General features: G+C 68.6%; 27 protein-coding genes and 5 pseudogenes. 15 read left to right on the forward strand and 17 right to left on the reverse strand.

What is annotated here, in order from left to right; translation table 11 throughout:
- Positions 1-144 precede the first annotated feature (144 nt).
- The 4 genes and pseudogenes from IE244_RS29020 (at position 145) to IE244_RS29035 (ending at position 2,620) form a co-directional block, all read left to right on the forward strand.
- A complete protein-coding gene (locus tag IE244_RS29020) occupies positions 145-294 on the forward strand; it encodes a hypothetical protein (RefSeq protein ID WP_191876522.1) in 150 nt (49 codons plus the stop codon).
- 153 nt (positions 295-447) lie between these two features.
- Positions 448-525: pseudogene (locus IE244_RS29025) on the forward strand (hypothetical protein); the annotation flags it as partial.
- An 8-nt stretch (positions 526-533) separates the two neighbouring features.
- Positions 534-851: pseudogene (locus tag IE244_RS29030) on the forward strand (transposase); the annotation flags it as partial.
- Between the two features lie 800 nt (positions 852-1,651).
- The gene (locus IE244_RS29035; RefSeq protein WP_191876523.1) at positions 1,652-2,620 is read left to right on the forward strand and encodes an SGNH/GDSL hydrolase family protein; all 969 of its coding nucleotides are present in this window, start codon (positions 1,652-1,654) and stop codon (positions 2,618-2,620) included.
- 248 nt (positions 2,621-2,868) lie between these two features.
- Here IE244_RS29035 and IE244_RS42285 read toward each other — a convergent pair whose 3' ends face one another.
- The 4 genes from IE244_RS42285 to IE244_RS29050 all read right to left on the reverse strand — a co-directional run bounded on the left by IE244_RS42285 (position 2,869) and on the right by IE244_RS29050 (position 4,950).
- Positions 2,869-3,051, reverse strand: coding sequence for a hypothetical protein (locus IE244_RS42285; protein ID WP_229854387.1), 183 nt, complete (start codon positions 3,049-3,051; stop codon positions 2,869-2,871).
- Between the two features lie 246 nt (positions 3,052-3,297).
- Positions 3,298-3,609, reverse strand: a complete 312-nt coding sequence (locus IE244_RS42290) for a transposase (RefSeq protein ID WP_229854408.1) — start codon at positions 3,607-3,609, stop codon at positions 3,298-3,300.
- A 99-nt stretch (positions 3,610-3,708) separates the two neighbouring features.
- Positions 3,709-3,972, reverse strand: coding sequence for a transposase family protein (locus IE244_RS42295; protein ID WP_229854388.1), 264 nt, complete (start codon positions 3,970-3,972; stop codon positions 3,709-3,711).
- A 333-nt stretch (positions 3,973-4,305) separates the two neighbouring features.
- Positions 4,306-4,950, reverse strand: coding sequence for a dihydrofolate reductase family protein (locus IE244_RS29050; RefSeq protein ID WP_191876525.1), 645 nt, complete (start codon positions 4,948-4,950; stop codon positions 4,306-4,308).
- A 220-nt stretch (positions 4,951-5,170) separates the two neighbouring features.
- On the opposite strand from IE244_RS29050, the gene IE244_RS29055 reads away from it, so the two are divergent.
- The gene (locus IE244_RS29055) at positions 5,171-6,352 is read left to right on the forward strand and encodes a serine hydrolase domain-containing protein (RefSeq protein WP_191876526.1); all 1,182 of its coding nucleotides are present in this window, start codon (positions 5,171-5,173) and stop codon (positions 6,350-6,352) included.
- Positions 6,325-7,060 (forward strand): annotated as a pseudogene (locus IE244_RS29060) (transposase). The gene IE244_RS29055 and the pseudogene IE244_RS29060 overlap by 28 nt, the downstream one beginning before the upstream one ends.
- A 68-nt stretch (positions 7,061-7,128) precedes the next feature.
- Here IE244_RS29060 and IE244_RS29065 read toward each other — a convergent pair.
- Entirely contained in the window at positions 7,129-7,419 is a 291-nt protein-coding gene (locus IE244_RS29065) for a nuclear transport factor 2 family protein (RefSeq protein WP_229854389.1), read from the reverse strand.
- Between the two features lie 310 nt (positions 7,420-7,729).
- Between IE244_RS29065 and IE244_RS29070 the strand changes: the two genes are divergently transcribed.
- Complete coding sequence (locus IE244_RS29070; protein WP_191876527.1) at positions 7,730-8,167, forward strand: cupin domain-containing protein; 438 nt, start codon at positions 7,730-7,732, stop codon at positions 8,165-8,167.
- Positions 8,168-8,638: 471 nt separating this feature from the next.
- Positions 8,639-9,226: a histidine phosphatase family protein gene (locus IE244_RS29075; protein ID WP_191876528.1), complete on the forward strand. Its 588-nt coding sequence runs from the start codon at positions 8,639-8,641 to the stop codon at positions 9,224-9,226.
- A gap of 127 nt (positions 9,227-9,353) precedes the next feature.
- Here IE244_RS29075 and IE244_RS29080 read toward each other — a convergent pair.
- A pseudogene (locus IE244_RS29080) lies at positions 9,354-9,554 on the reverse strand (transposase); the annotation flags it as partial.
- A gap of 81 nt (positions 9,555-9,635) precedes the next feature.
- On the opposite strand from IE244_RS29080, the gene IE244_RS29085 reads away from it, so the two are divergent.
- On the forward strand, positions 9,636-11,429 hold the full coding sequence (locus IE244_RS29085) for a TnsA endonuclease N-terminal domain-containing protein (protein WP_191876529.1): 1,794 nt from the start codon (positions 9,636-9,638) through the stop codon (positions 11,427-11,429).
- 160 nt (positions 11,430-11,589) lie between these two features.
- Here the strand turns inward: IE244_RS29085 and IE244_RS29090 are convergent, their stop codons facing one another.
- The 3 genes from IE244_RS29090 to IE244_RS29100 form a co-directional block, all read right to left on the reverse strand.
- Positions 11,590-12,009 (reverse strand): hypothetical protein, encoded by a 420-nt coding sequence (locus IE244_RS29090; RefSeq protein WP_191876530.1) that lies wholly within the window; start codon positions 12,007-12,009, stop codon positions 11,590-11,592.
- Between the two features lie 496 nt (positions 12,010-12,505).
- On the reverse strand, positions 12,506-12,733 hold the full coding sequence (locus IE244_RS29095; protein ID WP_191876531.1) for a hypothetical protein: 228 nt from the start codon (positions 12,731-12,733) through the stop codon (positions 12,506-12,508).
- A gap of 560 nt (positions 12,734-13,293) precedes the next feature.
- Positions 13,294-14,037 carry a TIGR03084 family metal-binding protein gene (locus tag IE244_RS29100; protein ID WP_229854390.1) on the reverse strand — a complete coding sequence of 248 codons (744 nt, stop codon included), beginning with the start codon at positions 14,035-14,037 and terminating at the stop codon, positions 13,294-13,296.
- 570 nt (positions 14,038-14,607) lie between these two features.
- On the opposite strand from IE244_RS29100, the gene IE244_RS29105 reads away from it, so the two are divergent.
- Positions 14,608-15,084: a hypothetical protein gene (locus IE244_RS29105; RefSeq protein WP_191876532.1), complete on the forward strand. Its 477-nt coding sequence runs from the start codon at positions 14,608-14,610 to the stop codon at positions 15,082-15,084.
- A 100-nt stretch (positions 15,085-15,184) separates the two neighbouring features.
- Here IE244_RS29105 and IE244_RS29110 read toward each other — a convergent pair.
- The 5 genes and pseudogenes from IE244_RS29110 to IE244_RS29130 all read right to left on the reverse strand — a co-directional run.
- Positions 15,185-15,449 (reverse strand): annotated as a pseudogene (locus tag IE244_RS29110) (transposase family protein); the annotation flags it as partial.
- 109 nt (positions 15,450-15,558) lie between these two features.
- On the reverse strand, positions 15,559-16,164 hold the full coding sequence (locus tag IE244_RS29115; protein ID WP_191876533.1) for a rhodanese-like domain-containing protein: 606 nt from the start codon (positions 16,162-16,164) through the stop codon (positions 15,559-15,561).
- A 173-nt stretch (positions 16,165-16,337) separates the two neighbouring features.
- Positions 16,338-17,081 carry a sulfite exporter TauE/SafE family protein gene (locus IE244_RS29120; RefSeq protein WP_191876534.1) on the reverse strand — a complete coding sequence of 248 codons (744 nt, stop codon included), beginning with the start codon at positions 17,079-17,081 and terminating at the stop codon, positions 16,338-16,340.
- The gene (locus tag IE244_RS29125) at positions 17,078-17,443 is read right to left on the reverse strand and encodes a rhodanese-like domain-containing protein (RefSeq protein ID WP_191876535.1); all 366 of its coding nucleotides are present in this window, start codon (positions 17,441-17,443) and stop codon (positions 17,078-17,080) included. Before IE244_RS29125 ends, IE244_RS29120 begins: the two co-directional genes overlap by 4 nt.
- A gap of 39 nt (positions 17,444-17,482) precedes the next feature.
- The gene (locus IE244_RS29130; protein ID WP_191876536.1) at positions 17,483-18,841 is read right to left on the reverse strand and encodes an MBL fold metallo-hydrolase; all 1,359 of its coding nucleotides are present in this window, start codon (positions 18,839-18,841) and stop codon (positions 17,483-17,485) included.
- Between the two features lie 356 nt (positions 18,842-19,197).
- Here IE244_RS29130 and IE244_RS29135 point away from each other — a divergent pair, with 356 nt between their 5' ends.
- Positions 19,198-19,479 (forward strand): metal-sensitive transcriptional regulator, encoded by a 282-nt coding sequence (locus tag IE244_RS29135; protein WP_031174001.1) that lies wholly within the window; start codon positions 19,198-19,200, stop codon positions 19,477-19,479.
- A gap of 238 nt (positions 19,480-19,717) precedes the next feature.
- Positions 19,718-20,050 (forward strand): helix-turn-helix domain-containing protein, encoded by a 333-nt coding sequence (locus tag IE244_RS29140; protein WP_229854391.1) that lies wholly within the window; start codon positions 19,718-19,720, stop codon positions 20,048-20,050.
- Between the two features lie 65 nt (positions 20,051-20,115).
- Here IE244_RS29140 and IE244_RS29145 read toward each other — a convergent pair whose 3' ends face one another.
- Positions 20,116-20,853: a hypothetical protein gene (locus IE244_RS29145; RefSeq protein ID WP_191876537.1), complete on the reverse strand. Its 738-nt coding sequence runs from the start codon at positions 20,851-20,853 to the stop codon at positions 20,116-20,118.
- A 341-nt stretch (positions 20,854-21,194) separates the two neighbouring features.
- On the opposite strand from IE244_RS29145, the gene IE244_RS29150 reads away from it, so the two are divergent.
- Positions 21,195-21,797: a hypothetical protein gene (locus IE244_RS29150; protein WP_191876538.1), complete on the forward strand. Its 603-nt coding sequence runs from the start codon at positions 21,195-21,197 to the stop codon at positions 21,795-21,797.
- A 223-nt stretch (positions 21,798-22,020) separates the two neighbouring features.
- Here the strand turns inward: IE244_RS29150 and IE244_RS29155 are convergent, their stop codons facing one another.
- The gene (locus tag IE244_RS29155) at positions 22,021-22,389 is read right to left on the reverse strand and encodes a hypothetical protein (RefSeq protein WP_191876539.1); all 369 of its coding nucleotides are present in this window, start codon (positions 22,387-22,389) and stop codon (positions 22,021-22,023) included.
- Between the two features lie 100 nt (positions 22,390-22,489).
- Here IE244_RS29155 and sigJ point away from each other — a divergent pair, with 100 nt between their 5' ends.
- Positions 22,490-23,407 (forward strand): RNA polymerase sigma factor SigJ, encoded by a 918-nt coding sequence (gene sigJ / locus IE244_RS29160; protein ID WP_191876540.1) that lies wholly within the window; start codon positions 22,490-22,492, stop codon positions 23,405-23,407.
- A gap of 212 nt (positions 23,408-23,619) precedes the next feature.
- Here sigJ and IE244_RS29165 read toward each other — a convergent pair whose 3' ends face one another.
- A complete protein-coding gene (locus tag IE244_RS29165) occupies positions 23,620-23,964 on the reverse strand; it encodes a hypothetical protein (RefSeq protein WP_191876541.1) in 345 nt (114 codons plus the stop codon).
- Between the two features lie 675 nt (positions 23,965-24,639).
- On the opposite strand from IE244_RS29165, the gene IE244_RS29170 reads away from it, so the two are divergent.
- Positions 24,640-25,854, forward strand: coding sequence for a cytochrome P450 (locus IE244_RS29170; RefSeq protein WP_191876542.1), 1,215 nt, complete (start codon positions 24,640-24,642; stop codon positions 25,852-25,854).
- Positions 25,855-26,018: the final 164 nt, after the last annotated feature.

A 26,018-nucleotide genomic window follows, 5' to 3' on the forward strand; every position in this document is an offset into this window, starting at 1 on the left:
CAGCAGACTCGCACAGGTGCGGCTCGGCTTCCAAACCCAGCTCGGCCAGGTCAGCGGGGGGCCTTTTCGTCCGCTGACTGGGAGTGCTGCGGGCGACGTTCGTAGTCGCGTGCGTTGCGGCGGGCGTTCATGCACCATCCGATGATGACCACCGCCCTCACCTGGGTCCGGCCCGGCCACCACGACGTGACCGGCCAAAGCGGCGCCGGCCCCGGTGACCATCCGCAGTCATTTCGCAGCGACTTCGGGAGTCGTTCTGGGGCGGGCATGGTGGTCAAGGTCGATGACTTTTGATGTCACTCGGGCGCCGCGGGGCCACTCTCTCCGGTTCCAGGCCTCTCTGAACCAGACCATCGCTCTGGCTTGCTGGAGTCGCCTCGGACCGCTGCTTCGCGTTCGGCTCTTGCTGCCGTCAGTGAGGTCGACCCTCACGTGGCGTCAGGCTGCATGGTCGGTGCCGTGGAGGATCAGTGGACCGTGGGGCAGGTGGCCAAGCTGGCCGGCGTGAGCGTCCGCACGCTGCATCACTATGACCAAGGACCCGACCGGATACCGTCCTGGCGGACCGCGCGTAGTCGTCCCGCGCAATCCGAAAGCATCTCCGCCGACGCGGGATCCGCGCGGTCATCCCTCAGCCCTCCGATCAGGTCCGCCACAGCCTGCGGCGAGGCCGTACCGGTGGGCGGCCACCGGCTTTCCACGCTGAGACGTACAAGCAACGCAACGCGATCGAGCGATGCATCAACCGGCTCAAGCAAGGGAGCGGCCTGGCCATGCGAACCGACAAACTCGCCCTCACCTACCAGGCTGCCCTCCACCCCGCCGCCACCCTCCTCTGGGCCCGGCGATAACGGGTGGCTGCGGAGCATGATGCGTGGGTCCTGAGTCTTCGCCACCCTGAACGGCTGGATGGCTCTGTTCATGAGTTTCGACAGCAGATGTTCACCAGTTTCAACAGCACTCATGCGCCGGAGTGTTCGATTCCCTGCGGCGCCAGTCGCACCCTGCGTTCTTCGCCTGGGTCAACTCCCCTCCCTCACCGGCCGGGATCATCGCCGAGTTGCTGGCCGGTGTCATCAACGCAACCTGCGGCATGGGCGAGAACGCCCTCATGGGCCACACCGTCCTGCGCGCCTGCCTGTGCAACTACCGCACCACCACGGACGACCTCGACCTGCTGATCCGCGGAGTCCTCCACGCCGCCGACGCCGACAACCCACCACCGTCCGTCGCGAACGAGCGGCCGACACACAGCCATCGATCACCAGCGCCACCGCCATCGAAGGTATCCATCGACACCAAGCTGTTCGAATCCGTTGGCCCCAGGCTGCTGTCCGAACTCGTGAACTCTGGTGTCGAAACTGTTGCATGTAGCAGCTGGAGGAGCTTGTCGCTGATCGAGAACAAGACAGTCACCGCTAACGTGCACCTCAGGACGGGATCACCCAGCCAGTCAAGGGTCTCTCCAGATCGGGCAAGTGTCGCGCCAAGGCGGTCGCGAACAGGGCGCGCCCGGTCAACAGGCCGAACCCACGTCCCCCACACAGACGCGTCCCGCGACTGTCGACTACTGACCGTATTGAATCTAGTGCGTTAAGTAACGGTCTCTTTATGGTCAAAGCGACGCCGACACCGTATCCCTGGAGGATTCGTGGCACGCTTTCGCATTCGTCTCGCCCTGCTCGCCTCGGTCGCAGCTCTCGCCGCCAGCGCTCTTGTCCCCGCGCAGTTCGCCGGGGCCCAACCCGCCGCTGGGGCCGAGGAGCACCAGTGGGTCGCCCTGGGCGACTCCTACACCGCCGGGGTCATCCATGCCGCGGGCAACACCTTCGAAGTCCCGCGTGATGGCTGCGAGCGCACCGACCGGTCCTACCCCCAGGTCATCGACCGCGACCTCGGCGGTCTCTTCGAGCTGACCAACGTCAGCTGCGGCGCCGCCACCATCGAGAACGTCACCGACACACCCCAGCACCCGATCGGCCGTCACTTTCCGCCCATCTCCGAGGACCCGGACTATCCCTTCCCCGCGGTGCCCCCTCAGTCCGAGGCGGTGGGCCCCGCCACCGACGTCATCGCCGTCGGCGTGGGCGGAAACACCCTCGGCTTCGCCGACATCCTCATGAAGTGCCCGGAGCTGGGCGGCGAAAGCGACGGCAAGGGCACCCCGTGCAAGGACGCCCTGGGCGCCGGCATCCCTGCCCGGCTGAAGAAGGTGCGCCAGGAATACGACCGGATGCTGCGCGTACTCCATGAGCGCGCCCCACACGCGAAGATCCTGGCCGTCAGTTATCCCACCATCGTCCCCAAGGACACCTCCAAGTGCGGCTTCGGCGACCTGACGAAGTTCGGCACGATCACCCAGGGCGACCTTGAGTGGCTGCGCAAGGACGTCCTGGAACCCCTCAACAGGGCCATCGACGACTCGACCGGCACCCAGGAAGCCGCCAGCTTCGTCGACCTCTACACCTCCTCCCACAACCACAGCGCCTGCGACGCCAACAAGTGGGTCGAAGGCTTCGTCACCCTCCCTGACCAGCTGTCCTTCGTGCACCCCAACGCCCTCGGCCATCGCAACGCCGCCGACCACGTCGAAGAAGCGATGCTGAACGCCATCAGCTGAGCTCCCGGCACCCGGCACCCGGCACCCGGCACCCGGCCGACGATCCGACAGCGAACTGGCCTCTGGCACCAGCCAGAGGCCAGTTCCGCCTTCCTGGGTGGACGTGTTTTCGACATGAGTTCGGGAGTGACCCGCGGAGCTGCCGCGTGATCGATGTCGATGAAACGTGGGTTCTGGCACAGATCTTGGGGAGCGATCGCGGGGCGGGGAACGGTGTCGTGCGATTGCAGGGGGCGAGCCGGGGCCCGTCAGCGTTCTCGCATTCTGGTCCACCACCAGCCGAACATCGCCAACTCGATGTTGTTGGGTTCGGGCAAGGTGCGGCGCGCGAATTCCTCATCGATGCGCGTGATCAGTCGCCCCAAGTCCCGTCTGGCTCCGGGAGGAAGGTGCAGCATCGCCCGATCCAGGTCATCACGGGCGTCTTCCACCTCTATCCCAGGCGAATGGGCCTCAGAGGCGTTCAGATACCGTCCAGGCTGCCTGAAAGCCGACTCGAAGCGAGAGACCGCATGCGCGACCGCGTTGGGCCACATCTCCTCGTCTTCGACCCGACGGATCGCTGCACGAGTCCGCGCGGAGACACCGCGGACCCTCAGGACCGGATACTGCCATCGTGGCCGCCACCGCTCTGCGCGGATGGCCTTGGGACGCCTACGCGGCATCGCCCTTTCGGATCAACATGAGGCCATCCTGCCACGCCTGGGCACCTGGATGGACCCCCGTCCACACGCTGGCCGCGGTCCCTCGGCGTAGGCACCGGCCCGGTCCCGGCAGATGATCTCCACGCCGGGATGGCGGATCAGCCAGGCGGCCGGTGGTCCAGCTTCACGGTTCGGAAGCACATCGACGACACGACGGTCTTCGACACTGGTCAAGACGGTGCAGTAGGTCTGGCCACGCCGGACCGCGAAGTCGTCGACGCCCAGCACCCGCGGCGTGCTGAACCGCGGATCGGGCAATGCCAGGACCCTGCGTAACAAGGTCATTCTTCCCGCGCCGAAGCCCAGCAGGGCAGCCAGCCGGGCGCCGGCCCGCCCGACCAGCGCCAGCCCCACTCGCTCCAGGGCGTGGGGTGAGCCGCGTGGTCAACCATGCGTACGGGGCGGCCGGCTGGGAGAACGGCTCGGCGAACGTCGGCGCGGGCGGTCCGCCGACCCGCAGATGAAGCGCTGGGCCGTCAGCCGGATCACAAAGCACTGCTCAGCAAGTGGAAGGTCCTTCAGCCTGCGCTGGTAGCGGTCGTGGACTCGGTCCGAAAGGCAGCCGCAGTCTGGGCATGCAGCCCCGGCAGCGCGGCCCCCTCGTCTCCGCCTCGACCATGCCGAACGCGGACGTGACCACCTCGACATCCACGACCGACCGCGGCAGCGGCCGCCAGGTACTGAGGGAGCGTCAACTCAGATCGGCAGACGCCAAGGCGTAGGCGGTCTCACGCGAACCCGTGTCCTCCCCATCGAACACAGACGTAGCGCTCTGCAACGACTCCCAAGATCTGTGCCGGAACCGAGCAATGACGCCACTTCGTGGGACGGCCCGCAGCCCGTGCGGGCGGCGGGCCGTCGAGGCGCGGCCTGCAGGTGTCAGAACCCGCCTTTGACCCCTTGATCAAGGCGAATCAGCTGAACGGCTGGTCGTTGAGTGCCTGGCCAGCCTTTTCAGCCGGCCCTGAGCGGGCCCTTGCGTCACCCTCGCCAGAACAGGTGGTGCGTCACCCCGCTCGGGCTGGGCACGACCTCCAGGTGAAACCGGTCAAGCAGCTCATCGGGGGACTCCCAGAGTCGTAGTCCGGACCCGAGCTTCACCGGCGAGACCACCACATGCATGGTGTCGACGAGGGCGGCGTCGAGGAACTGCCGAATCGTGGTGACCCCGCCGCCCAGCCTGACGTCCTTTCCCTGCGCCGCCTCCCGCGCCTGCGCGAGTACCGTGGCCGGGTCGCCGTCGACGAAGTGGAACGTGGTGTCGGAGAGCGTGAACGAAGGACGCGCGTGGTGGGTCATGACGAACACCGGGGTGCGGAAAGGGGGTTCGTCCCCCCACCAGCCGCGCCACTCATCGTCCTGCCAGGGCCCGCGCTGGGGTCCGAACTTGTTGCGTCCCATGATCTCGGCGCCGATGTCGCGTGCGAAGTCTCGCGTGAAGTAGTCGTCGAGGCCCCGGCTCCCTCCGGGATCCGTGCGCATGGGCCAGCTAGCCGTGGCTCCGGCCCATGCGAACAGCCTCTCGGGATGGTCGAGGCCGAACGGTCTCTCGAGACTCTGGTGCTCACCGGCACCGATCCCGTCACTTGAGACGTTGAAATTCATGACTCGCAGCAGTTGATCCACGTGTTCCCTCGTCAGGTCCTGTCGCGTCATTGTGTGGCAAGGCGCCGCACATCATGACGTCGAACGGGACGCGGCCGGATCGACAGCGGCCCGCAACTTTTTTTCACTGCGCGGCAAAGTCTGTTCCTGAAGCCCCAAAGCACGCGCTGGGGGTATCCCCCCTTCGATCATGGGGTTCGCCGGATCGCACTCCGTGAGGGGGCGAAACTAGCGTTCAGCCATGAGTTCGATTCCGCGAAAGCACCTCGCCATGGCACTTGGTGTCGCTACGCTGCTCACGGCCTGCGGGGCCGCCACCGGCGTCAAGCCCGCCGGGCCCTCCCCCGTGGAGCGGTTGCGCCAGGACGCCGAGGCGATCCACGCCCTCGGTATCAGCGGTGTGCAAGTCCGCGTGATCGCACCTGACGGTCGACAGTCGGTCGCCACCAGCGGCACCGCCGACCTGGACACCGGCCGCCCGGTCCCTTCCAACGGCTACTTCCGCATGGCCAGCACGTCCAAGACGCTGGTCGCCACCGTGGTCCTCCAACTGGAGGCCGAGGGCAGGCTGTCCCTTCACGACACGGTCGACCACTGGCTGCCGGGAGTGGTGCACAACAAGGGCAACGACGGCAGCCGGGTCACCATCCGCCAACTGCTCCAGCACACCAGCGGCATCCCTGACGGCCTGCCCGGATACACCACGCCCAAGGAGTACTACCAGCAGCGCCACGACGTCTACGGCCCCGAGGAGCTGGTTGCCCGCGCCGTGGCCCACGCGCCGGACTTCCCGCCCGGCAAGGGCTGGGCGTACTCCAACACCGGCTACGTCCTGCTCGGCCTGATCATCCAGAAGGCCACCGGTCAATCCGCCCACCAGGAGATCGAAGACCGCATCCTGCGCCCGCTCGGCCTCGACCAGACCCGGTGGATGGGCACTTCGCCCACCCTGCCCCAGCCGCACGCCCAGGCCTACCAGCTCTTCGGCCCCCGTTCCCGGGTGGACGTCACCGACCAGATACCGGTGGACCACGAGAGCCTTTCGTGGGTCACGACCACGCGGGACGAGAACGTCTTCCTCCGCGCGCTGCTCGCGGGCCGCCTGCTACCGACGCGGCAGCTGGCCGAGATGAAGCAGACGGTTTCCGTGAACGCGGAGGTCCAACAGCTGTGGCCCGGCGGGCGATACGGGCTCGGCCTGGTCGAACGCCCCCTGAGCTGCGGAGGAACCTACTGGAGCCACGAGGGCGGGGACGGCGGCTACATCACCCTCAACGGCGTCAGCGACGACGCCGGGCGAAGTGCCGTGGTCTCCATGTCCGAGGCGCGCGGCGACACCCCGGAGCACATACTGGCCCAAGAGAAAGCGGCCAGCTCCCTGATCGACCACGCACTGTGCGCCGAGGGCCCCTGGACCCCGTGAGGTGGGCGCGGATCGAGCCGTTACTCCAGGACCGGACACCGCAGCGGGGTGGTCGCCGGTGGTGTCACCGCCAGGTGATCGACGCGATTGCCTTCAAGTTCCGGACCGGAACGCAGTGGTTGCATCTGCCGGAGCGGTATGGCAACGGGCGTGGCGTCTACAACCGGATGCGGATGTGGGCCGTTGACTGCACCTGGGAGCGGGTGTTCACCGCGCTGATGGCCCAGGCCCGCGCCGATGAAGACCTGGGCTGGGCCGTATCGGTGGACTCTACGATCGTGCGGGCTCACCAGCATGCGGCCGGGGCCCGCGAAAGGGGGCCCCGGCCGGCGAACCAGTCCCGCCTTCACGGACGTCGTCGGCCACCTGCGCATGCCCCGACGGCGTGGTCGTTCGCGCACGGGGCCGGGCGTGGTCCTGGCGGACAAGGCCTACTCGTCCCGCGCGATCCGCGCCCACCTGCGCAGACGCGGAATCCGGGCTGTCATACCGGTGCCTGCCGATCAGCGGCGCCACCGGGCGACGGGGCAGCCGGGGCGGCAGGCCACCGGCCTTCGACCGCGAGGGTTACAAGCAGCGCAACACCGTCGAGCAATGCATCAACCGCCTGAAGCAGTGGCGCGGCACGCGACCCGCTACGAGGAGACCGCGGCCATCTATCTGGCCGGACTCCACATTGCTGGCATCTTCCTCTGGTCCGCCCGCTGATCCGAACTCGGGCCAAGGAGCGGCCGAAAAGTCAGCGCATGCCTGCAGCGGGAACCGCTCGGATGTCCTCAGCTCATCAGCTCGGGCGTGAAGTAGTCACGCAATCGAGCGATCTTCCCCTCGCGGATGCGAAAGATCTGTACCAGCGAGACAGTCACGTCGTCTCCGTCTGCATCGAACACCGTATCGATCTCGGTGATGAACACGTCGGGATCGGAGGTGGTGTGCAGCACGTACCCGGACTTCTCAAAGTTCGGCGAGCGGTCGCCCTTGACCTGCTGCTCGTAGTACACCGCCATCGCGCTACGGATCTCCTCACGCCCCACCAGCCTCCTGGGGAAGGCGGCGCCGGCAGGCATGAGCGCCTCCACTCGCCGCGGCCGGCGTGGGCGACCGTCACGAGCCCAGGCGGATCCGAATCAGCCGGGCCACACAGAGATACGCCCCCTCCCCCCGCCGCGCCCCAGCCGTCAAGAAGGCGGCAAGCACCCGCGAACGCCTCGCCCGCTGGGCCAAAGCGGCCGATGCCGGGGATCTGCTCGCTGGAACGTCCCTGCGTGATGCGGCTGCGGGCAGCCATTGCAGTGAAATCTGCAACCTTCCCCCTGGGGGGCATATGCCAGTGGGGAATGCGTTCAGGTACTGGCAGCCCTCCAAAGGAGAAGAGAAGTGGCGAACGACACCTTCGACCCCAACCGGCTTACTTTCGAAGACGGCGTCAAGAGGATTACGGACGCCATTCGCGCGAGTGGCCTCGAAACGGAAGACCGCATCATCACGTCCAGGGATCCCGGCATGGACGAAGTGCTGAACCGACTTGTGGTCGACAACGTCCCCTCAGGGTTCAAGAAGTGGCAGTTGCCCTTCTACATGAACTGCCCGACTCAGCTCTACATCACGGTGGCTGAGCCTGGAGCCAAGGCGCCACCTCACTCACACGACGGAGGGCCTGGCCTGCGCTTCATCGCCACAGGCTCGATTCACTACAACGGACAAGAACTCACCTCCGGCGACTGGATGTACATCCCCGCAGGGAAGCAGTACTCGTTCGAGGTAGGCCGCCTCGGGGCATGCATCTGTTACTGCTATTGCTGCTCTTGCGCCTGATCGGCGCAGTCGAACCGGGCTCTTCGTGGAAGCCAGGTGGCCGTGCGCCGGATGAGCCTTTGCGCAGGCGGGCGGCCTGGCCGTCGGGGTTCTTGCGGGGCCTGCCCGGCCCGATCTTCGGGACTCGGATCTTCTCCACCACCGGCTTGAACTGCGCGCAGCCAGCTCGCTGACCAGGTGTGACGATCAGGGGCAGTAGGCGGGAGCGGCCATCCGCGCTCAGGTGGAGCTTGATGGTGAACCCGTCGCGCGAGCGGCCCAGGCCCTCACCTCTCCACCGGACGGGCTGGGCCGCGCCCGTCAGCCACGTGCAGCGCACGGTGCGGTCAGGCGACCGCGCTCACCGGCAGGTGAGAGTTCTAAGAGAGCATCTCAGTTGGCGAGTCAGCCGTCGCAGATGAGGGTGCGGGTGGTGGCGGCGAAGGCGAGGAATGGTCGGCCGTGACGCATGATCAGATATCGTGAGCGGCCATGGGTGAACTGATAGTGATCAGGCATGGCCAGACTGAATGGAGCCTGTCGGGCCAGCACGCTGGCCGTACCGACGTTCCGCTGACTGACGCGGGTGAGGCCGCGGCGAAGGAGCTCGCTCCGAGGTTGGCACGACGCCATCTGGTGGCGGTTTTCAGCAGCCCGCTGAGCCGCGCTATGCGGACGGCCGAGCTGGCGGGCCTGGCCGGCGTCCGGCCCGATCCCGATCTGCTGGAGTGGGACTACGGCGGCTACGAGGGCCTGACCTCGGCGCAGATCCAGGAGATGAAGCCGGGCTGGGACCTGTGGCGGGACGGCGTGATTCCCGGCGACGACGACCATCCTGGCGAGCAGCTCCAGCAGGTGGCAGCGCGCACGGACGCGGTGCTGGACCGGGTCCGGCCGCTGCTGGAGGAGGGCGATGTCGCGGTCGTCGCGCATGGTCATCTGGCCCGCGTGCTCACGGTGCGGTGGCTCGGCCTCGACGCCTCCGCCAGCCGACTGCTCGGCCATCCTCATCCAGGCACGCTGAGCTTCCTGGCCACCGAGGACGGGCAGCCGTTCATCGCCGCCTGGAACGTCCCGTAGCGGCGGTGCGGTGCCTCACGCCTGCTGCGAGCGGCGTCGGAAGCACATGAGCGCCGCGGCGATCCCGCCGAAGGCCGGGAAGTGTTCCGCTTCGCGTTCATAGCGACGGTGCAGGCGGCGACGTCGACCGCACACCCTCCAGGGCGCCGCGCGCGCCGAGCTCGTCCAGGACCAGCCGGTGGAGCTTGGCCCAGACCCAGGCCCGGCTCCACCCGGCGAACCGCCGGTGTGCCGTTGGTCCTGACGGGCCAAAGCCCGCTGGTAGTTGGCGCCAGGTACAGCCCGTGGTGGCCACGAACACGATGGCTGCCCACACCTGGGGCGCACCGCCGGCAGCATCCGTAGCGGCGTGTTGTCAGCGCCAGCAGGCATACTGCCCCCACAAATGCCGGAACCGAGGGGGAGAAACGTGCAGGATCAGGCGGCCGGGGCGAGGCGTGGCTGTGCCTGGAGCGAAGAGGAGGACGCTCAGCTTGTCGAGGGTGTGCGCGAAGGACTGGCTCTGTCCGAGCTCGCTGAACGGCACGGCCGTACGACGGGCGGTGTTCACGCGCGTCTGGACCGGTTCGTACTGCAGTCCGGCTCGGCCGTCGATGATCCGCTGGATTGGCTGAGGTCTCGACTGGCCGCAGATCCTGGCTACGCATGGCGGGAGGTGGGTGCCGAGCGGCGTCTCCGTGAACGGCATGAGCGTCACAGGGGGCACGCGTCCACCCAGCCCCGGGGGGCCGCCGCGGCGAGTTTGACGGCCGAGGTGCTGGCGGACTGGGAGCACGTGACCGGCCATGTGCTGCGTCCCGAGCGCCGCGAGGTCTTCCTAGCCCGAGAAGTGGTTCACGACTTGGCAGCCAAGGCCGTGGCCGTACGGCGGACAGCGGCCCGGCGGTTGTGGCACGACAGCCAAGTGCTGCTACTGGATCACTGGCTGCTTGAGTGCGTGTGCCCGGGCGCCGTGCGCCTGACGGCCGACTGGCCACTGATCGCCGAACGCGATGCTGACACAGTGCTCGTCTTGAGGGAGCTGGTGGCCGCGGCCGTGGGTGAGATGCCCGCGGAGCGGGACCGGGAGGTCCTCTCCCGTCGCATGGGACTTGACGATCAATCGGCCCAGACACTGGAGAAGGTCGCAGAGACCCTCGGCGTGTCGCCGGAGAGAGTTCGGCAACTGCAGACGAGGGCGATCCGCCGTCTGGCCAAAAGCGACGCTCCGGCTTCGCGAAAGCTCCGACAGGTACTGGCCGAGCTGAGCTGTGTGCAGCGGATTCCGCCCGAGGCAGGGCCGTCGGCGGCGGAACGGCTACTGGACCTGTCAGACGTGCTGCTGCCCTCGGTCACGCCTCGACAGGCGATACCCCTTCTGGCACGGTTGGCCGGCGCGGACAAGGTCCGTGCGGACAACCTGGCTGCAGAGGCGTCGACGATACGCATCCTGCGGCACGAGTCGGCCCGTCGTGAAGCGACACAGGAGCGACGTATCGAACGTGCCAGCCGACGCTGGGAAGCGCTGGCCAGCGAGATCACCTGGTTCGGCAAGCCCGAACCGGCCCCGCATCGCACTGAACTGGGCACCCTCCGGGAGCAGGAGAAAACCGACCGGGGATGCTTCGGAGTGTGGCATTGCCCGAAGCTGGGCCGTGATGTGTCGTACGAGTCAGAGACAGAGCTGCGAGTGATCCAACTGCTCAGCTTCGCGCCGCAGATCGCGTACTACCAGGAACAACCCCTGGCCATCAGCTACGAGTTTGCCGGGCAACAGCGCACTTACTACCCGGATCTGCTGGCCGCGACTGTGGATGGCCGTTGCGTCCTCATCGAGGTCAAACCGGTCTACGAAATGGCGATGGCCATCAACGTCGCCAAGTACCGGGCCGCCGAGGAATTCTGCCGGGCCCGGGGCTGGGGACTCGTGGCCACGGACGGCTACCGCACCCGCCGACTGCTCGAACACCGCACGGTCGACCCACGTCTGGAGACGGCGCTGGCCGCCGCCCTCGATGCGCAGGGAGAGCTCACCTGGCCGCAGGTCATCACAGCAGCCGATTCCCTGCCCCTGGACACCTTGGGCCTGGGTTCCTTGATCCTCAAGCGCGGCTGGGCATGGCACAGCCGCCCCTACCGGCTCCGCCCGGCCCCACCATCAAACGGTCCCCGCACTCCATCGGACCCGGTCATGCCCGCACTCGACCGTCTCCCTGCCGAGTAGCCCAGAACTCTTCAGGAACCGGCCCGGCGGGGGCTGGCCCGCCCGTCACTCAGCGGACGTCTCCGCCGACTGTCCCAGGAAGACGTCCGGGGAGTCGGCTCGCTGGCCTTCGCCGCATTCCAGTCCGAGCGGAACCGGGCAGCCAGGCCGCGCCGGCCGATCACGCGAATCGCGACGGGATCGACGTGGACACTGTCCTCGCCCGCGCGCTCGAGGAAACCCCGTGCGGTGGCCGCTCGACGGCTTCGCCGACCTCTCCGACGGTCAGAAGGTCCAGCGGCATGAGGGCCGGCGCCAGTCCAAAGCTGTTCGTCTTCGGGCCGCCGGGCCGCAGCACTTCCGCCTGCTTCAGAGCCGGCCACACCAGGACCGCAGCCTCGTACGGATAGGCCGCCAAAGCCTCCAGGACGTTCTTGTGCCAGGAGACCACCAGCGTGTCAACGCTGGTCGAGTCCAGCTCCCTGTACATCCGGTCCGCGTCTGGCGGAGGGATCCGGTGAGGGGCCATGGGTTCCAGGGCATGCCGGGCATCCAAGATCCGCCCGCGGTGCAGTTGAGAGCGGCCCTCGATCGGGCGCACACTTCTCACCACGGCCTTGATGGCGCGGTTGCCGCAGGACGCGTCGTCGTTCCTCCTGGTCGGGGACGACTTCGACGTCTTGCCCCTTTGTCCTTCGAGGTCGCTCCCTTTGACCTGGCCGCCTGCTCCTCGGCGGCGGCCTTCTCCAAAAGGGTGAGCATGTTCTCGTCCAGGTGAATCCCGGCGGCTTCGTGCGTGCCGTGGTGGAGTGAACCGCCAGATCACGCCCTCGAACTGCAGCCGCAGCCCCTCTGGGTATGGGCCCTACTGCCGATCGGCAGGAACGGCTCGATGAACTCCCACTCTTCGTCGACCAGCTGCCCATGAGTCACGCAAGACGATCTACCGGACCAGAGCCACGGAGCGGGGTCGAATCCAGGGATCGATCACGACCCGATACGCGCCCTAGCGGACATCCCGCAGCAGCTCGCCTTCAAGGACTTCGCGTAACCAAGGTCCCGAGAGCATGGGAGTCGCCGGATGAAGGGCCCGCCGGTCAGGCGGCCTCCTGGCGCTCGGGCGCCTTCCGCGTCTTCACCCCGCCGACGATGAGCGCCAGCCCCACGACGACGATGCCGAGGTAAGCGGTGGACGGAAGGTCGACGACGTTGTGCAGCCAGCCCCACTCCGTGCCGAAGAAGGTCCGCGAAACGAAGCTGACGAGCCCCTGCGCTCCTACGACGTAGCCGATGCTTTCGACGGTGTATCCGATGGTTGTTCGCACGGATCAACCCTCTCGCAGCGGTGCCGCAAGATCGTCCTCCACAGGGACGAAAACGCAATAGGCCAAAGGATGCAGTCGCTAGCACGAGACCTCGATCTCCTACGGCGCCATCAGGCTCTACGTCCAAAACCGGCTCCCAGGCTCCCGTCCACGGGCTCCCGTCTCAACCAATCCAGTCCGTCCAGGTCACCGGCTTCCGACCAACTGACTTCGCTGCGACAGGACAGCGGTGGCATGAGCGCCATGCGTGGGTCCCAGTGTGGGAGCGTGGTCGCTGCCGCGGGATCGCCGGCAGCGGGCGGTGGACGAAAGCTGTCGCCCTCGGTGAGGGCGTGGTGGCCGACGGGTCCGTCGACGTTACCCGACGAACCAGCCTCAGCCACGGTGATCACCCCGACGGTCCCAGCCGCCGCGGCGGTGGTGGTGGTAACGGTCATGTGTTGGCATTGCCACCCCCCTTCAGCGGAGCGGGGTGCTGATCATTCCGGAACCGTCGCCGTGTCTGGAGAGCGGGTCGCAACCGTCACGCGTCTCGCATGACCCAGGCCCCCGACACGCATTCAGAGGAAGACGCGCGCCACCTCCAGCCATATCTGGGCGTCCTCGCCGGTCGCCGTCATGTTGGTATCAGACCAGGGGCGACGCCGGGTGACACACAGGCAGAAGTCGACAGCGCCGCCCTGTACCCGTTGCGCGGCAGCCCCGGGGCCCCACACCCAGGTCCGTCCGTCAGGTGCTGTCAGCTCGACGCGGAAGGGGTCCGCCGGCTCGGGTAGTCCGACGGCGGCGAAGGACAGCGCCCGTCCCAACACCCCCAGCGACGCCACGTGCTGCAGTCGATCCGTCGGGCGGTGTACCACGCCCACAGCATCGAAGACGTCCTGCCCGTGTGCCCAGGTTTCCATCAGACGAAGGGGCGCCATCAGGGCCGGGGTCACCTCAGACATGTACCAGGGGAACGCGTGGTCCCACGGCGTGTCGCGCAGTGCCGCCGCCAGTTCCGCTCGACCGGCCCGCCACTCGTCCAGAAGTACCGACCGCGATGTGGCCGCTCCCGCCGCGGCGGCCTTGTCTGCGTACCCGCTGCCTTCGGCTTCCGCCCGCCCCAGCTCGGCACCGAACGCCTCCGGAGTGCGTAAGGCGCTGAGTGCGTTCGCGTCCGCCCACGCGAGGTGGGCTATCTGGTGGGCGACCGTCCAGCCCGGTGCCGGTGTCGGTACGGACCAGTCGTCCACTGCCCTGACCAGGACGTCGAGCTCGTCGCCCTCAGCGACCAGCGCGGACAGGACACCGGCGTCATCCACATCGGGGACGGCGAGGTTTTAGTTCAACATGTGCGCCATGGTGTCACTCCTTCCTGACCGACGGCGGAGACGAAGTCTGCGGACAGACTCCGATGACGCCGGAGTCTGCCCACTCGGTGGTGGGGCTCGTGGCACAACGGGACCACCGTGCTTCCTCGACGGCGGCGCAGAGCGTGTCCGGCCGGCTGGTCATGCGAGACGCGTGACGGTGGCGATCTGCTCTCCGGGCATGGCGACGGCCCCGGAATGATCACGTGGTGTGTGCCAGTGTGACAACTCCGAGGCCGTCAGCGGCCCCTGCTGTCCGTCCGGCCTGACCGATGAGGTGTGGAAGGGTCATCCGGCCGCTCCTTCCCGTGCGTAACCTTCGGGCGGTCACGTCCGCGTCCGTGTAGGACCGCGGGAGGCCGCACCGTGCTGGCCCGGCTAGCGACTGCCTTTCGCACGGTCAGCTTGGCGTGTGCCGACGGCCGACACTTCAACTCCGTTGATTGCACGCGGCTTTCATTGTGCCCGCGACGCGTCGGAGATCGTCGTGGAGATCGTCTCAAAGATCGACGGCATGGCACGATGACCGCCAGGTCAGGTCAGGTCTGGGTGTCACTCATATCGCTGGGCGGCGTTGTCCTCGGTGGCTCGTTGTCCTACCTCGTCCAGCACAGGACTCAACTTTCGGCGGAACGCGCTGAACGACAACGGCAGCAGATCGCCTTGTCCGAGGCCCGGCGCGGGGAACGGCTGGCGCTTCTGGAGCGATTCATCGAGGTGGGGGCCGAGGCCGAGCGCTCCGCCTTCAGTCGGCCCTCCGAGTGGGGGGACACCGACGCCTGGTTCCGCACAACGCAGGACGTCATGAACAGACTGTGGGTTGCGGAGCGGCTCATCCGCATCCAGTTCCCCCTGCCCGTGCACGACGCGGCACGCGCGTACTTCCTCGACCTCAACCGGATGGTGTGGGAAGGCTTGCCTGACGGTGAGAGCGTGCGGGACTACTTGGAGGACAACCGGCTGGCGTTTCTGGACGCGGCCCGCGCGGTCATGGGGTAGCGCACCGCCGACTCCGGAGATCTTTTACGGGACAGCCCTTGAAGGGTGTCGCACAAGGCTGCGCCCGAGCAGGTCAGAGCTCGTGCGCGGGGCTGTCTGCTCATGAGGCGAGGGCGAGGTTGTGCATGGGGGCGACGGCCTGGACCGCGTGGTGGAGGCCGTCGCCGCGCTGCCGGCAGTCGCGGAGGATCCTGTGGTTGTTCATCCGACCGATCACGTGATCCACGCGGGCGCGGACCTTGCGGTGCGCGGCGTTGTCGTCCTCCTCGCCCTTCGGCTATGAGAGGTCGCCCGGGACGTTTGCGGTGCGGCACCACCCGCTCGCAGTTGAGATAGGCGCCATCGCCGAGCACCGGGACGCCCTCCTGCATCACTTCCTCACCCGGCACATGGATCACGCTACCCAGCCACCTGATCGCCAGGCACCTCCACGAGAAGCCGTGTCGGCCGGCCTGTGACGCTCCGGAGTACGCGTCAGGACGGCTCTTCGTCGAGGTGCCCGTGCCGGATGCCGCGCAGCCGGGCGAGTGTGGCGTCCAGGTCGGCCGGGCGGGGCCGGTTGTAAGGCAGCCTGGCGAGTACGGACGCCATGCCGCATGTGTTGGTCAGAGCCGAAAAGGCCAGGCCGCCGGCGATACCGGCGGACAGCAGCTGGAACGCGGGGTGGACGACCAGGCCGAGCAGGAGGCCCAGCAGAACGACCGAACCGGCGGTGAACCGGACCTGGCGTTCCATGCTCCACGTCGCCGTCGTGGTGCCCTCGGATCGGTGCAGGTCGTGGCCCTGGGCTGCCCAGGCGCTGGTCCCTCCGCCAAGGGTGGCGGTGGTGATGCCGTGCTCGGCGAGGACGCGGCACGCGGTCTCCGAGCGGGTCCCGGAGGCGCAGACGACGAGGATGTCGCCGTTCTCGGCGGCGGTGCGGAGGTCGGGCAGGGCCCGGTCGAGCTGGTCGAGCGGGATGTTGAGGGCGCCGGGCAGGTGTCCGCCCGCGTATTCGCCAGGTGTGCGCACGTCGACGACGGTCAGTTCGTGGATGCGGGAGCGGGCCTGGTGGGGATCGAGGGTGGTGGGGGCGGTCATGCGAGTCGTCTTCCTGGTCGGTGGGTACTGCCCGGAGGGGCGGGCTGGGTACCTCGTCGGGTGTGGACGTCAGCGGTCGGGTCTGTGGCTTGACGGGTGCCGGGTACCGGTGAGGGCCGTACGGCTCGCGGCGGGCGGGGCGCGCCTGACCTCGACCTGTCGGCCCGATGTGCTCATACGAGTACGTCGACGAGCATGAAAACGGCCACGGTGAGCAGGAGCCAGGCGAAGACCCTCTGCAGCGTCTTGCCCTGGACCTTCTTCGACAGGCGTTTGCCGTCCCAGGCTCCCAGGATCGCCGCCCCGGTGAAGGGCACGATCACCGTCCAGTGCAGGTGCGCTCCGGCGCCGGCGCGAGCGGCGAGTGCGGCCAGCGAGTTGATCGTGATGACCAGAAGGCTGGTGCCGACGGCGGTACGCATGGCCAGGCCGAGGACGCCCACGAGGGCCGGTACGGCGAGGAAGCCGCCGCCCACGCCCAGGAACCCGGTCACCGCGCCCAGTCCGGCTCCGGCGGCACCGGCCTTGCCGGCGTGGATGTGGCCGGAGGGCTCAGTGCGTCCGGGGCGGAGCATCCGCGAGGCCGCCAGTGCCGCGATGACGGCGAAGGCCGCGGTGAGCGCGGTCTGCGGCAGGTGGTCGGCGGCGGCGCCGGCGAGCATCGCCGGCACGATGCCCGCGGCGGCGAACAGCAGCCCGGTGCGCCAGGCCACGTTGCCGTCCCGGGCGTGGACGGTCAGGGCCGTGACCGACGTGCAGGTGACGATGATCAGACTTGCCGTGGTCGCTTCCGCCGGGGTGAGGCCCAGCAGGTAGATCAGGGCGGGCACCGCCAGGACACTGCCACCACCGCCGAGGCCGCCCAGGGCGAGGCCGACGACTGCACCTGCGACGAGGGCGAGAACCAGACCGGTCATGCTATGGAGCCGTTGTTCCCGCGTGCGTCGACCACCGGGTGCCCGGCGGCGGCCCACGCCCGAATGCCGCCCTCGACGTCTGCCGCTTCGGCGCCGCGCGAGGTCAGCAGGGAGACGGCGTGCCGCGAGCGGTGACCGCTGCGGCACATCACCACCAGCGGCCGGCCCTGGGCCGTGGCGGGCAGGGCCGCCCCCGCGGCCAGGAGGGACAGCGGCACGTGCAGGGCACCGGGTGCATGCCCGGCGTTCCATTCGGGCTCCTCCCGCACGTCCAGCAGGACGGCCGGGGCATCCACGCCGCCCGTACATCGAAGGGCCTCGTCGACGGTGACGCGGTCTTCACCGCGCAGGAAAAGGGACATCACGCAACCTCTCGGGAGCTCAGGGAAAGGGTGTCCGGCTCAGCCGGTGACCACGTTCAGCCCGGCTTCGGCCGCGGCGGCGAACCCGTCGTCCACGGCCACCACGTCACGGCCCGCGGCATCGAGCAGCGAGGCGGCGATCCCCGCCCGCATCCCGCCGGCGCAGTGCACCCACACCGGGCCCGCCGGCACCTCGCCGATCCGCTGGTGGAGCTCGTGGACCGGGATGTGCACGGAACCCCCGATGTACCCGGCGGCCCGCTCGGAGGCCCGTCGTACGTCGAGGACGACGACACCGTCCGTGCCTCGCTCGGCCAGCCCGGCGAACGTGGACCGCGGGAAGGACACAGGCCGACTGCCCTCCGGCACCCACCGATCCGGCGTACCGGTGGCGGCGGCCGCGGGGCGGTCGATGCCGACGCGGACCAACTCCCGCTGAGCGAAGGACAGTTGTTCAGAGGACTCGGCCAGCAGTGTGACCGGCTTGCCCCACGGGATCATCCAGGCCAGGTAGGTGGCGATCTTGCCGTCCGCCTCGAAGTTGAACGAGCCGGCGACATGCCCCTCGGCGAACGCGATACGGCTGCGCAGATCGACCACCCACTCGCCGGCCGCCAGCCGGGCGGCGATCTCCTCGGCGTCCGCCGGAGCCGGCGGGGTCAGGTCCACCGGTGCGGGCCCGCCGGCGTTGGCCGGCCCCATGTGCGTGTAGTAGGCGGGGATGTCGTCGAGTTCGGCCAGCAGGCGGGTGACGAAGGAGTCCACGTCCATGGTGAGCGCCGCGTTGGCCGCTTTCTCCCTGCCGATCGTGGTGGCGTCGCCCTCGGCCTGCCCCGATGAGCAGAAGCTGCCGAAGCCGTGGGTGGGGAGCACGGGCGTCTCGTCCGGCAGGCCGGCCGCCAGGCGGTGCGCCGAGGAGTGCTGGGCGCGCGCCAGGTGCTCGGTCAGACGGGGTTCGACCAGATCAGGTCGGCCCACGGTGCCGATCAACAGCGAACCACCGGTGAACGCGGCCACCGGCAGGCCGTTCTCCTCCAGCACGTAGGAGGTGTGATGCGGGGTGTGGCCCGGGGTGGCGACCGCCCGCAGCGTGAGCCCCGCGTCGATGTCCGCCACGTCACCGTCGGCCACCGGCACGTGGGGGAACGCGACGTGCGCTTCGGCGGGCACCAGATAGGCGGCGCCCGTCACCCGGGCCAGTTCCAGGCCGCCGGTGACGTAGTCGTTGTGGATGTGGGTCTCCACGACGTGCGCTATCCGCACCTCCTGGCGAGCGGCGGCCACCAGGACCTGGTCGATGTCCCGCGGTGGATCCACCACCACGGCCGTGCGCCGGCCACCGGCCAGATAGCTGCGGTTGCCCAGCCCCTCCAGCTCGATGGTGTCGACGAAGAACATCGGGCACTCCCTTCCACTAATACCCCCCTGGGTATATGGAGACCGTAGCACAGGTACCCCCGGGGGTATTCAGACAGGAGAGTGCGGGCAGGGGATTGATCGACCGGCTCAGCGCTTGTCATGGCTGGTGGGAGGTGCCATTCGGGGCATGGAGGGGGCAGGGCAGGATGGCCGGATCAGAGCGGTTGGTCCCGCGGTCGACACCGGCCGCCCAGTCAAGCCGGGGCGCATCCTGGCTGAGCCAGGGCGCGGCTTGGTGGAGCCGGGGGCGGGGGCCGCCTGGTGGGCTTCTTCACCGCCCCCCGGCACCGACCTCCGGGTAGGATACCCATAGGGGTATACCGGAGGAGTGGATCGTGGAACTGGGGATGGCGGCGGAGGAGCTGAAGGCGGTGGTCAACCGGCTGCGCCGGGCACAGGGCCAGATCGCCGGGGTGATCAAGATGATCGAGGAGGGGCGGGACTGCGAGGACGTGGTCACGCAGCTCGCCGCGGCTTCTCGCGCGTTGGACAAGGCGGGTTTCGCGGTGATCGCCACCGGCTTGCAGCGGTGTCTCAGCGACTCCGAGCTGGCCGCCGGCGAAGACCGGGAGCAGATGCGTGCGCGACTGGAGAAGCTCTTCCTCTCACTGGCCTGAGCCGGCCGGGCCCCCAGCGGGGTCGGGCCAGGACGCCGCCGTACGGGGCCCAAGGCGAGCCCGCTGACCCGTCAGAGTGACTTTGCGTCGACTCACCGACGTGTTGCCGCAGGCCAGCGACCCATGAGGGGAGCGCGGGGGGTACTTTTTTCACCAACCGCGTTTTTAGTCATAGCTAAAGGTGGCATCCTCATGGGGTGGCAACGAGCGTTGCTTCTGAGTGAGTTGGGGGTGCCCCTTGGGAATTTTCGCCCGTGATGAGAGCCGGACCAACTTAGCGGCTGCCCGGATAGCGAGGCAGGCCACGGCCTCCCTTGCCGGCCTGCTGACGGGGCTGGGCAAGACCCGCTCCGATCTGGCGGCAGCGATGGGCGTCAGCCCGGGCCGCGTCAGCCAGATCATGTCCGGTGACGCGAACCTGACGGTCCGCACGCTCGCCGCCGTAGCGGAGGCATTGGATGCCGACGTGCAGATCACCTTCCGTGCCCGAGCCCAATCACCTGACGCCGGTGTCTGCGGCAACACGGACACACCGCCCTACCGGAGCAGCGGGCTGCCCGCCCACCGCTGAGCGTGAGGGCCGGCGCCCGTGTCTCAAAGCTCTCGCACGGCGGCGGATCACTGTGCCGTCCTCCTTCAGCGGCTCATCCAGCGGTCGAACCAGCGGCGCTGCGGTGGCAGCGCCGGATGATGGAAGGCGTCGTTCGACGTCGCTTTCGCCCGCAGGGCCCGCAGTTCCTCGTTCTCGCTCCGTCGGCCGTGAACGTAGGCGAAGCGCAGCAGGTGCCCGCACTGTGCGAGCGCGGTGCCGAACGCCTGCCGCCGCGCGATGAGTTCATCATCCGCCGGCTCACGGTCCGCCTGCCGGCATGCCTCGTCGATCCGTGTCTGCACGTCCAGCGCCGCGTCGATCGCCCTCTCGACCTCCGCGTAGATGGCGTTGACCGTCTTCGCCTCAGCGGCGAGTGGATGCCGTTCCAGCAGATACAGCTTGAGGTCGTGGACGAACACCCGGAGCTGGGCCGAGGTTTCCACACCGTGGAGGAAACGGTCCGACCAGGCGCAGGCGTCAAGATGCACACGCTGCACCAGCCGCTCCCTGGCCAGAGCAATGCCCAGCGTCATGAACTTGACGTACGGCTGAGTGGTCTCGTCCTGTCTGCGTCGGGGCAGCGCGGTGGCCCCCGTCGCAGCACCCGCGATCACCGGAGGAATCGACGCCGCGTGCGGGAGCAGCACCACCGCGCCGGCCGCCACCACGCCCATCAACGCCAGCACGAGCAGCATCAGACCGCAGGACGCCCAGCTGCCCAGCAGCCGTCCCTTGCCGGAGAACTCACGCGCCAGCCCGACCCACGCGATGACCGCGCTCACAGTGGCCGGTAACGCGTAATCGGCTACCCAGGCATGATGCCAACTCATAGAAGGCGCCCCCAAGACGTTACGCGGACAGACCGGGCCTCATCAGCATGCGCAAGCCAAGCAGAACTCCCTCCCGGCACGTCACACCAGCGGACAGTCCTCTCGCCGCATCCCACACATCGAGAGCTGCCGCGACGTAGAGCTGATGATGTCAGCCAGCACGAGAACACGCCGTTACTTTGCGCAACAACTGGCCAGCGTGTCCGCCCTCTCCCAGAACGCGCGCATACGGATCAAGGGCATCAAGCCGGGCCCTCCGCCGGGTGTCAGTGCCGTGTGCTACCCCTACGCGCATGGCGGAAACGACGTACGACGACGTGCTGGGACTCATCGACGAGGTCGCCGGAAAGCTGGGCCCTGGGGAACGGCCGGCCCGCTTGTTCGGCCTGATGGCTCCCTTGCTCGACCGCGTTGAGCGAGAGGACGAGGAGCTCAGCGATGATCCCGTGCTGTCGACCTCGGACGCGGTGCGTGAGCTGCGCAAGGCTGCCGCGGGAGAGCCGGCCGACGTCGACGCGGCGCATGAGCAGCTGACCGAGGTGGGGCTGTGCTACTCCGAGGACCAGGCCCCGGAGCGGCACCTCGTGTCCCAGTCGGCCTACGCCGCGGCGGCCTGGCTGCGCCTGCTGGCGGGGCGGAAGTTGCGTACCACGGCATACCTGGCCGACGACGAGGATCTGGTCCCGCCGTACGCCCCGTCGGCGTTCACCCGGATCGTCGACCTTCTCGCCTGGACCCGGTCGGACCAGATGTACTTTCACTGGGAGGACGCCCTCACCCATCCCGAGGACTGCGATCTCCAGGCCGCGGTACGCGAGCTTCGGGCGATGCACGAGGAGATCAGCGGCTTCAGCAGTCAGCGGCACTCAGGCGACTCGTCTTCACCGGCCGAGTGATCGAATGGCGTGGGCCGTCAGGGAGACGTACCGCGACCCGCGTGCCCGCGCCGCAACACCCCTCTCCCCCGGCGCGCTTCACCGAGGCGTGGTGATCCTCCCACGCCTCGGTCGCGTTCCTCGCGGCCTCACCGCGATCCGACTCCCCCGCTCACCCTCCTCAGAGTCGTTTCGCGATCGACCGTTCAGGACAGGTCGATTCCGACGCGATCCGTATCGGACCTCAGCGCCGGGCCAGCGCCAGCACGCTCAGGCCGAACATCAGGACACCCAGCGGGAGATGGACCGACGGGACGTGGGCGACACCCAGCACGACCTGGACCGAGGCGAGGACGAGGAATCCTGACGCGTGCCAGACAGGGCGGGGCGAGCCACCGCCCGGCTTCCACGCCAACACCGCCGCGAGCACGTACAGCATCGACGCGCCGTACATCACACGGGCTCCGACGCCGTGCAGCGTCTCCCCGTAGGACGAGGTCAGCAGCAGCCCTGCGGAGACCGCCTGAAGGAAGATGGTCAGGGTCTGCAGGGCGATCGCGATCTGGAGGAACGAGGAGCCTCGTTGCGCGTTCGCCGTCACCTGAGTGGCCATGTCACAGTCCCCTTTTCCGCCCTCGGGCAGTTGCTCGATAAGGTCTCACCAGCCCGACGACACGGGCCTGCGAAAGGTAAGGCGGGGGGCGGCCGAAACCATGGGGACTGTGGGGACCAGCGCAGATGAGGTAGTCGGCGAGCGACGCCAACTGATCAATGTAGCTTACCGGTTGCTCGGTTCGGTGACCGAGGCCGAGGACGCCGTGCAGAACGCATACGCACGCTGGTACGGGCTGCCGCGAAGCCGGCAGGAGGAGATCCTGTCCCCCGGCGCCTGGCTGACGACGGTGACCAGCCGCATCTGCCTGGACCTGCTCGGTTCGGCGCGGGCCCGCCGTGAACGCTACGTCGGCGCCTGGCTGCCCGAGCCGCTGCCCGACCGCACCGAGTGGGACCACGCGGGCGACACCGACCCCGCCGGCCCTGCGGACCCCGCCGACCAGATCGTGCTGAACGAATCGGTGGCCATGGCCTTGCTCGTCGTGCTGGAGTCGATGACGCCCGCCGAGCGGGTCGCGTTCGTCCTGTACGACGTCTTCCGGTACCCCTTCGCCGAGATCGCCGAGGTTCTCGGCCGGACCCCTGCGGCCTGCAAGCAACTGGCGGCCTCCGCCCGGCGACGGGTCAGTGCCGAGCGCTCTCCGGTGGCGGCGACCGGCCAGGCCGACGTGGTGAGACGCGTCAAAGAGGCCTGGGAGACCAAGGACATCGCCACCCTCGTCGGTCTCCTCAACCCGGCTGCCGTGATGACCGCCGACGGCGGCGGTATGGTCGGCGCCGTCCTGCGCCCGGTCGAGGGTGGCGCGCGCATCGCCCAGTACATGGTGGCCATCGCCGACAAGGCTCCGGGGCTCGAACTTCTGGAGCGGTCGGTCAATGGTGTGCCGGGACTGGTGGCCCAGCGCGCCGGCGTCGTCGTGACCGTGGCCTCGTTCGACGTCTCCGACGGGCTCGTCACCCGGATCTGGGCGGTCCGCAACCCGGAGAAGCTGCGGCCTTGGGCGCGGGAGGGCTAGCAGGCCGTCCTGGAACCACCACAGCCAAGTGGCCGGCTTCGGAAGTCCTACGGGGTTGCCCCAGCCTCAGGTGGTGGAGGCGGGGGTGTCGCCCGAGGGGCCGGGGGTCACCAGCAGGGCCGGCGGCCGACGGCCCCACTCCTTGACGAGATGGATCTTGCAGGTCAGGCACCATCACCCTGGCCTCGATCCGGCTCTGGCTCAAGCCGCGATCAGCCCGCTTCCAGAGCGTCCGCCTGACTCTTCAGGTCCGCTGCGATGTGGTCCCAGTCCGGGCCGTGCAACCACAGGTTCTCGGCAGCCTCCCGCATCAGCGCCGGCTCGTCCGGCCGCTGCAAGAGCACCAGCCGATAGGCCAGGTTGCGGACCCACACCGGCAGACGGCCGTCGACCACGTGCGGGCAGAGCTCACGCAACATGGCGAGGATCGAGTCCGCGTCGGCGAAGGTCAGCTCCTCGACGAAGTAGTGCTCCTGATGCTCCAGACCGCACTCCGGCGTGGACCGGTACTCGTCTCCGTAGAGGCACCGCGCGTGCTCCACCAAGGTGCTGTGCATGCCAGGGAGCCTACGCTGCGATGATCCGCCGTACCGACCCCAGGGGGCGAGGGCCGGGCCCGGTGGGTGGGATCTCCTGGGCGAGGCGGATCGTGGCGGACCCGGTCGATGGGGGTCCTGCAGCGGGGCCGGCTCCGTAGCGCCGGGCGGCCCCATGTCCGGCCAGTTCGTTGCCTGGAGCGCCTGTTCTGCGAGGAACGTCGACCTATCGCATATTAGGAGAGATGACCTTCTTCAGGCCTTTCTCTCCGATGCCGGCGTCAGGGACGCGGCCGCGTCCCGGATCGGGACCGGCCCGAAGAGATCGCTGTTGGCCAGGCGGCCATCACGCCGGCAGTGGAGCTGACCGGACAAGCGCCCCTTCTCATAGCCGCGAAGGGGCGCGGACGAACGCCCGCTCCTCACAAACCGGTCGGCCTTCAGCTGGGAGCACCCTGTCACAGCTCCCGCACGAGGCCGGCAGGGGACGGCGGGGATCGGCTCGCCGGTGTCTTCGGCATGGACGTCAAGACGTCCGAGTCCGGGTGACACCGGCCCGTCAAGCCCGGCTTCTGCGGCTGCCTGAACCAAAGCCGTTCAGCCCCGTGCGGCCGCCGTAACGACGCTGAACGGCCTGCAGGGGAAAGACCCGAACCCTTGGAAATGCCGCGCCCGGCGGCGCGCGAAGGAGGCTGTATGCCGATCCACGACCCGGCAGTTCTCGACTGTCCCTTCGACTTCGCTCACGCGTTGGAGTTCGACCCCTCGCTGGCTTCGTTGGCGCAGCGCGGACCGGTCAGCCGGATCCGATTGCCCTACGGCGAGACCGAGGCGTGGCTGGTCACCAGCTTCGACGGAGTCCGTCAGGTGACGTGCGATCCGCGATTCAGCCGGGCGGCGATCATCGGACGCGACTATCCGAGGATGACGCCCGAGCCCATCGTGTCGCCCGAATCGATCAACGTGACGGACCCGCCGCACGCCACGCGACTGCGGCACGTGGCAGCCCAGGCGTTCACACGGGAGCGGGTGGCAGACATGCGGCCGGCCGTGGACCGGGTGGTGGCCGGGCTGCTCTCGGCGATGGCCGAGGCGGGGCCACCCGTGGATCTGGTGGCCCACCTGTCGGTCCCGCTGCCCCACGTGACGATCTGCGAGCTGCTCGCCGTTCCGGAAGCCGACCGCGAGCAACTTCGCGCGTGGACCATGCGGCTACTGGCCACCTCTCCGGAGGCACGGCAGGACGCGGCCGACGCCAAGGCCTGCCTGCGCGCGTACTTCGCCGACATGGTCCCTGACCGGCGGAACTCCACAGGCGAGGACTTGCTCAGCGCGATGGCCAACGCCCCCATGCCGCCGGGGGTGGAACCCCTGAGCGACGACGAGTTGGCGGTCCTGGCCGTGACGCTCATCCTCAGCGGCAACGACACGGCGACCTGCCAGATCAGCAACATCACCTACCAGCTGCTGATCCGGCCCGAGGAGCGGGCCGCGCTCCTGCGCGACCCAGACCGCTTCCCCGGCGCGCTGGAGGAGCTCCTGCGGTTCATCCCCTTCCGCAAGGGCGTGGGCATCCCACGCATCGCGCTGGAGGACGTGGAGGTCGAGGGAACCGCCATCAGAGCCGGCGACTACGTGCACGTGTCCTACCTGGCCGCCAACCGCGACCCGTCGGTGTACCCCGACCCGCACACGCTCGACCTCGAACGGCCGGTACACCCGAACATGACCTTCGGTTGGGGAGGACACCACTGCCTCGCCGCCCCACTCGCACGGGCGGAGCTGGAGAGCGCGGTCTCCGGCTTGCTGACCCGCTTCCCCCACCTGCGGCTCGACGTCGCCCCCGACGACCTCCGATGGGACACCAAGACCATCCGCCGGTTCCCGCTGCGCCTGCCGGTCACCTGGTGAATCCCGGGCGGGCCGGCCACCCCGGCCCGCCCAGCGGCGCTCCGCTGGCCTCTCCCCCGTCGTCCCAGGACCCTCGGCCGCTGACGCCTGGTCCCTCTCAGCCCTTCGGTGCATTCCTGTGGGCGAGGGCACGTCCGTCCCGGCACAGCAGTGAATGCGCCTGT

It is taken from the genome of Streptomyces filipinensis (assembly GCF_014649495.1).
Lineage (GTDB): Bacteria > Actinomycetota > Actinomycetes > Streptomycetales > Streptomycetaceae > Streptomyces > Streptomyces filipinensis.

What these genes read in the sequence shown, in the direction of transcription:
- IE244_RS29105 (WP_191876532.1), top strand. Translation starts at nt 14,608, where the DNA reads ATGACCGCCAGGTCAGGTCAGGTCTGGGTGTCACTCATATCGCTGGGC.
- IE244_RS29120 (WP_191876534.1), bottom strand. Translation starts at nt 17,081, where the DNA reads ATGACCGGTCTGGTTCTCGCCCTCGTCGCAGGTGCAGTCGTCGGCCTC.
- IE244_RS29170 (WP_191876542.1), top strand. Translation starts at nt 24,640, where the DNA reads ATGCCGATCCACGACCCGGCAGTTCTCGACTGTCCCTTCGACTTCGCT.
- IE244_RS29155 (WP_191876539.1), bottom strand. Translation starts at nt 22,389, where the DNA reads ATGGCCACTCAGGTGACGGCGAACGCGCAACGAGGCTCCTCGTTCCTC.
- IE244_RS29130 (WP_191876536.1), bottom strand. Translation starts at nt 18,841, where the DNA reads ATGTTCTTCGTCGACACCATCGAGCTGGAGGGGCTGGGCAACCGCAGC.
- IE244_RS29065 (WP_229854389.1), bottom strand. Translation starts at nt 7,419, where the DNA reads ATGCCTGCCGGCGCCGCCTTCCCCAGGAGGCTGGTGGGGCGTGAGGAG.
- IE244_RS29165 (WP_191876541.1), bottom strand. Translation starts at nt 23,964, where the DNA reads ATGCACAGCACCTTGGTGGAGCACGCGCGGTGCCTCTACGGAGACGAG.
- IE244_RS42295 (WP_229854388.1), bottom strand. Translation starts at nt 3,972, where the DNA reads ATGTCGAGGTGGTCACGTCCGCGTTCGGCATGGTCGAGGCGGAGACGA.
- IE244_RS29125 (WP_191876535.1), bottom strand. Translation starts at nt 17,443, where the DNA reads ATGTCCCTTTTCCTGCGCGGTGAAGACCGCGTCACCGTCGACGAGGCC.
- IE244_RS29150 (WP_191876538.1), top strand. Translation starts at nt 21,195, where the DNA reads ATGGCGGAAACGACGTACGACGACGTGCTGGGACTCATCGACGAGGTC.
- sigJ (WP_191876540.1), top strand. Translation starts at nt 22,490, where the DNA reads ATGGGGACTGTGGGGACCAGCGCAGATGAGGTAGTCGGCGAGCGACGC.
- IE244_RS29020 (WP_191876522.1), top strand. Translation starts at nt 145, where the DNA reads ATGACCACCGCCCTCACCTGGGTCCGGCCCGGCCACCACGACGTGACC.
- IE244_RS29055 (WP_191876526.1), top strand. Translation starts at nt 5,171, where the DNA reads ATGAGTTCGATTCCGCGAAAGCACCTCGCCATGGCACTTGGTGTCGCT.
- IE244_RS29115 (WP_191876533.1), bottom strand. Translation starts at nt 16,164, where the DNA reads ATGACCGCCCCCACCACCCTCGATCCCCACCAGGCCCGCTCCCGCATC.
- IE244_RS29075 (WP_191876528.1), top strand. Translation starts at nt 8,639, where the DNA reads ATGGGTGAACTGATAGTGATCAGGCATGGCCAGACTGAATGGAGCCTG.
- IE244_RS42290 (WP_229854408.1), bottom strand. Translation starts at nt 3,609, where the DNA reads ATGACCTTGTTACGCAGGGTCCTGGCATTGCCCGATCCGCGGTTCAGC.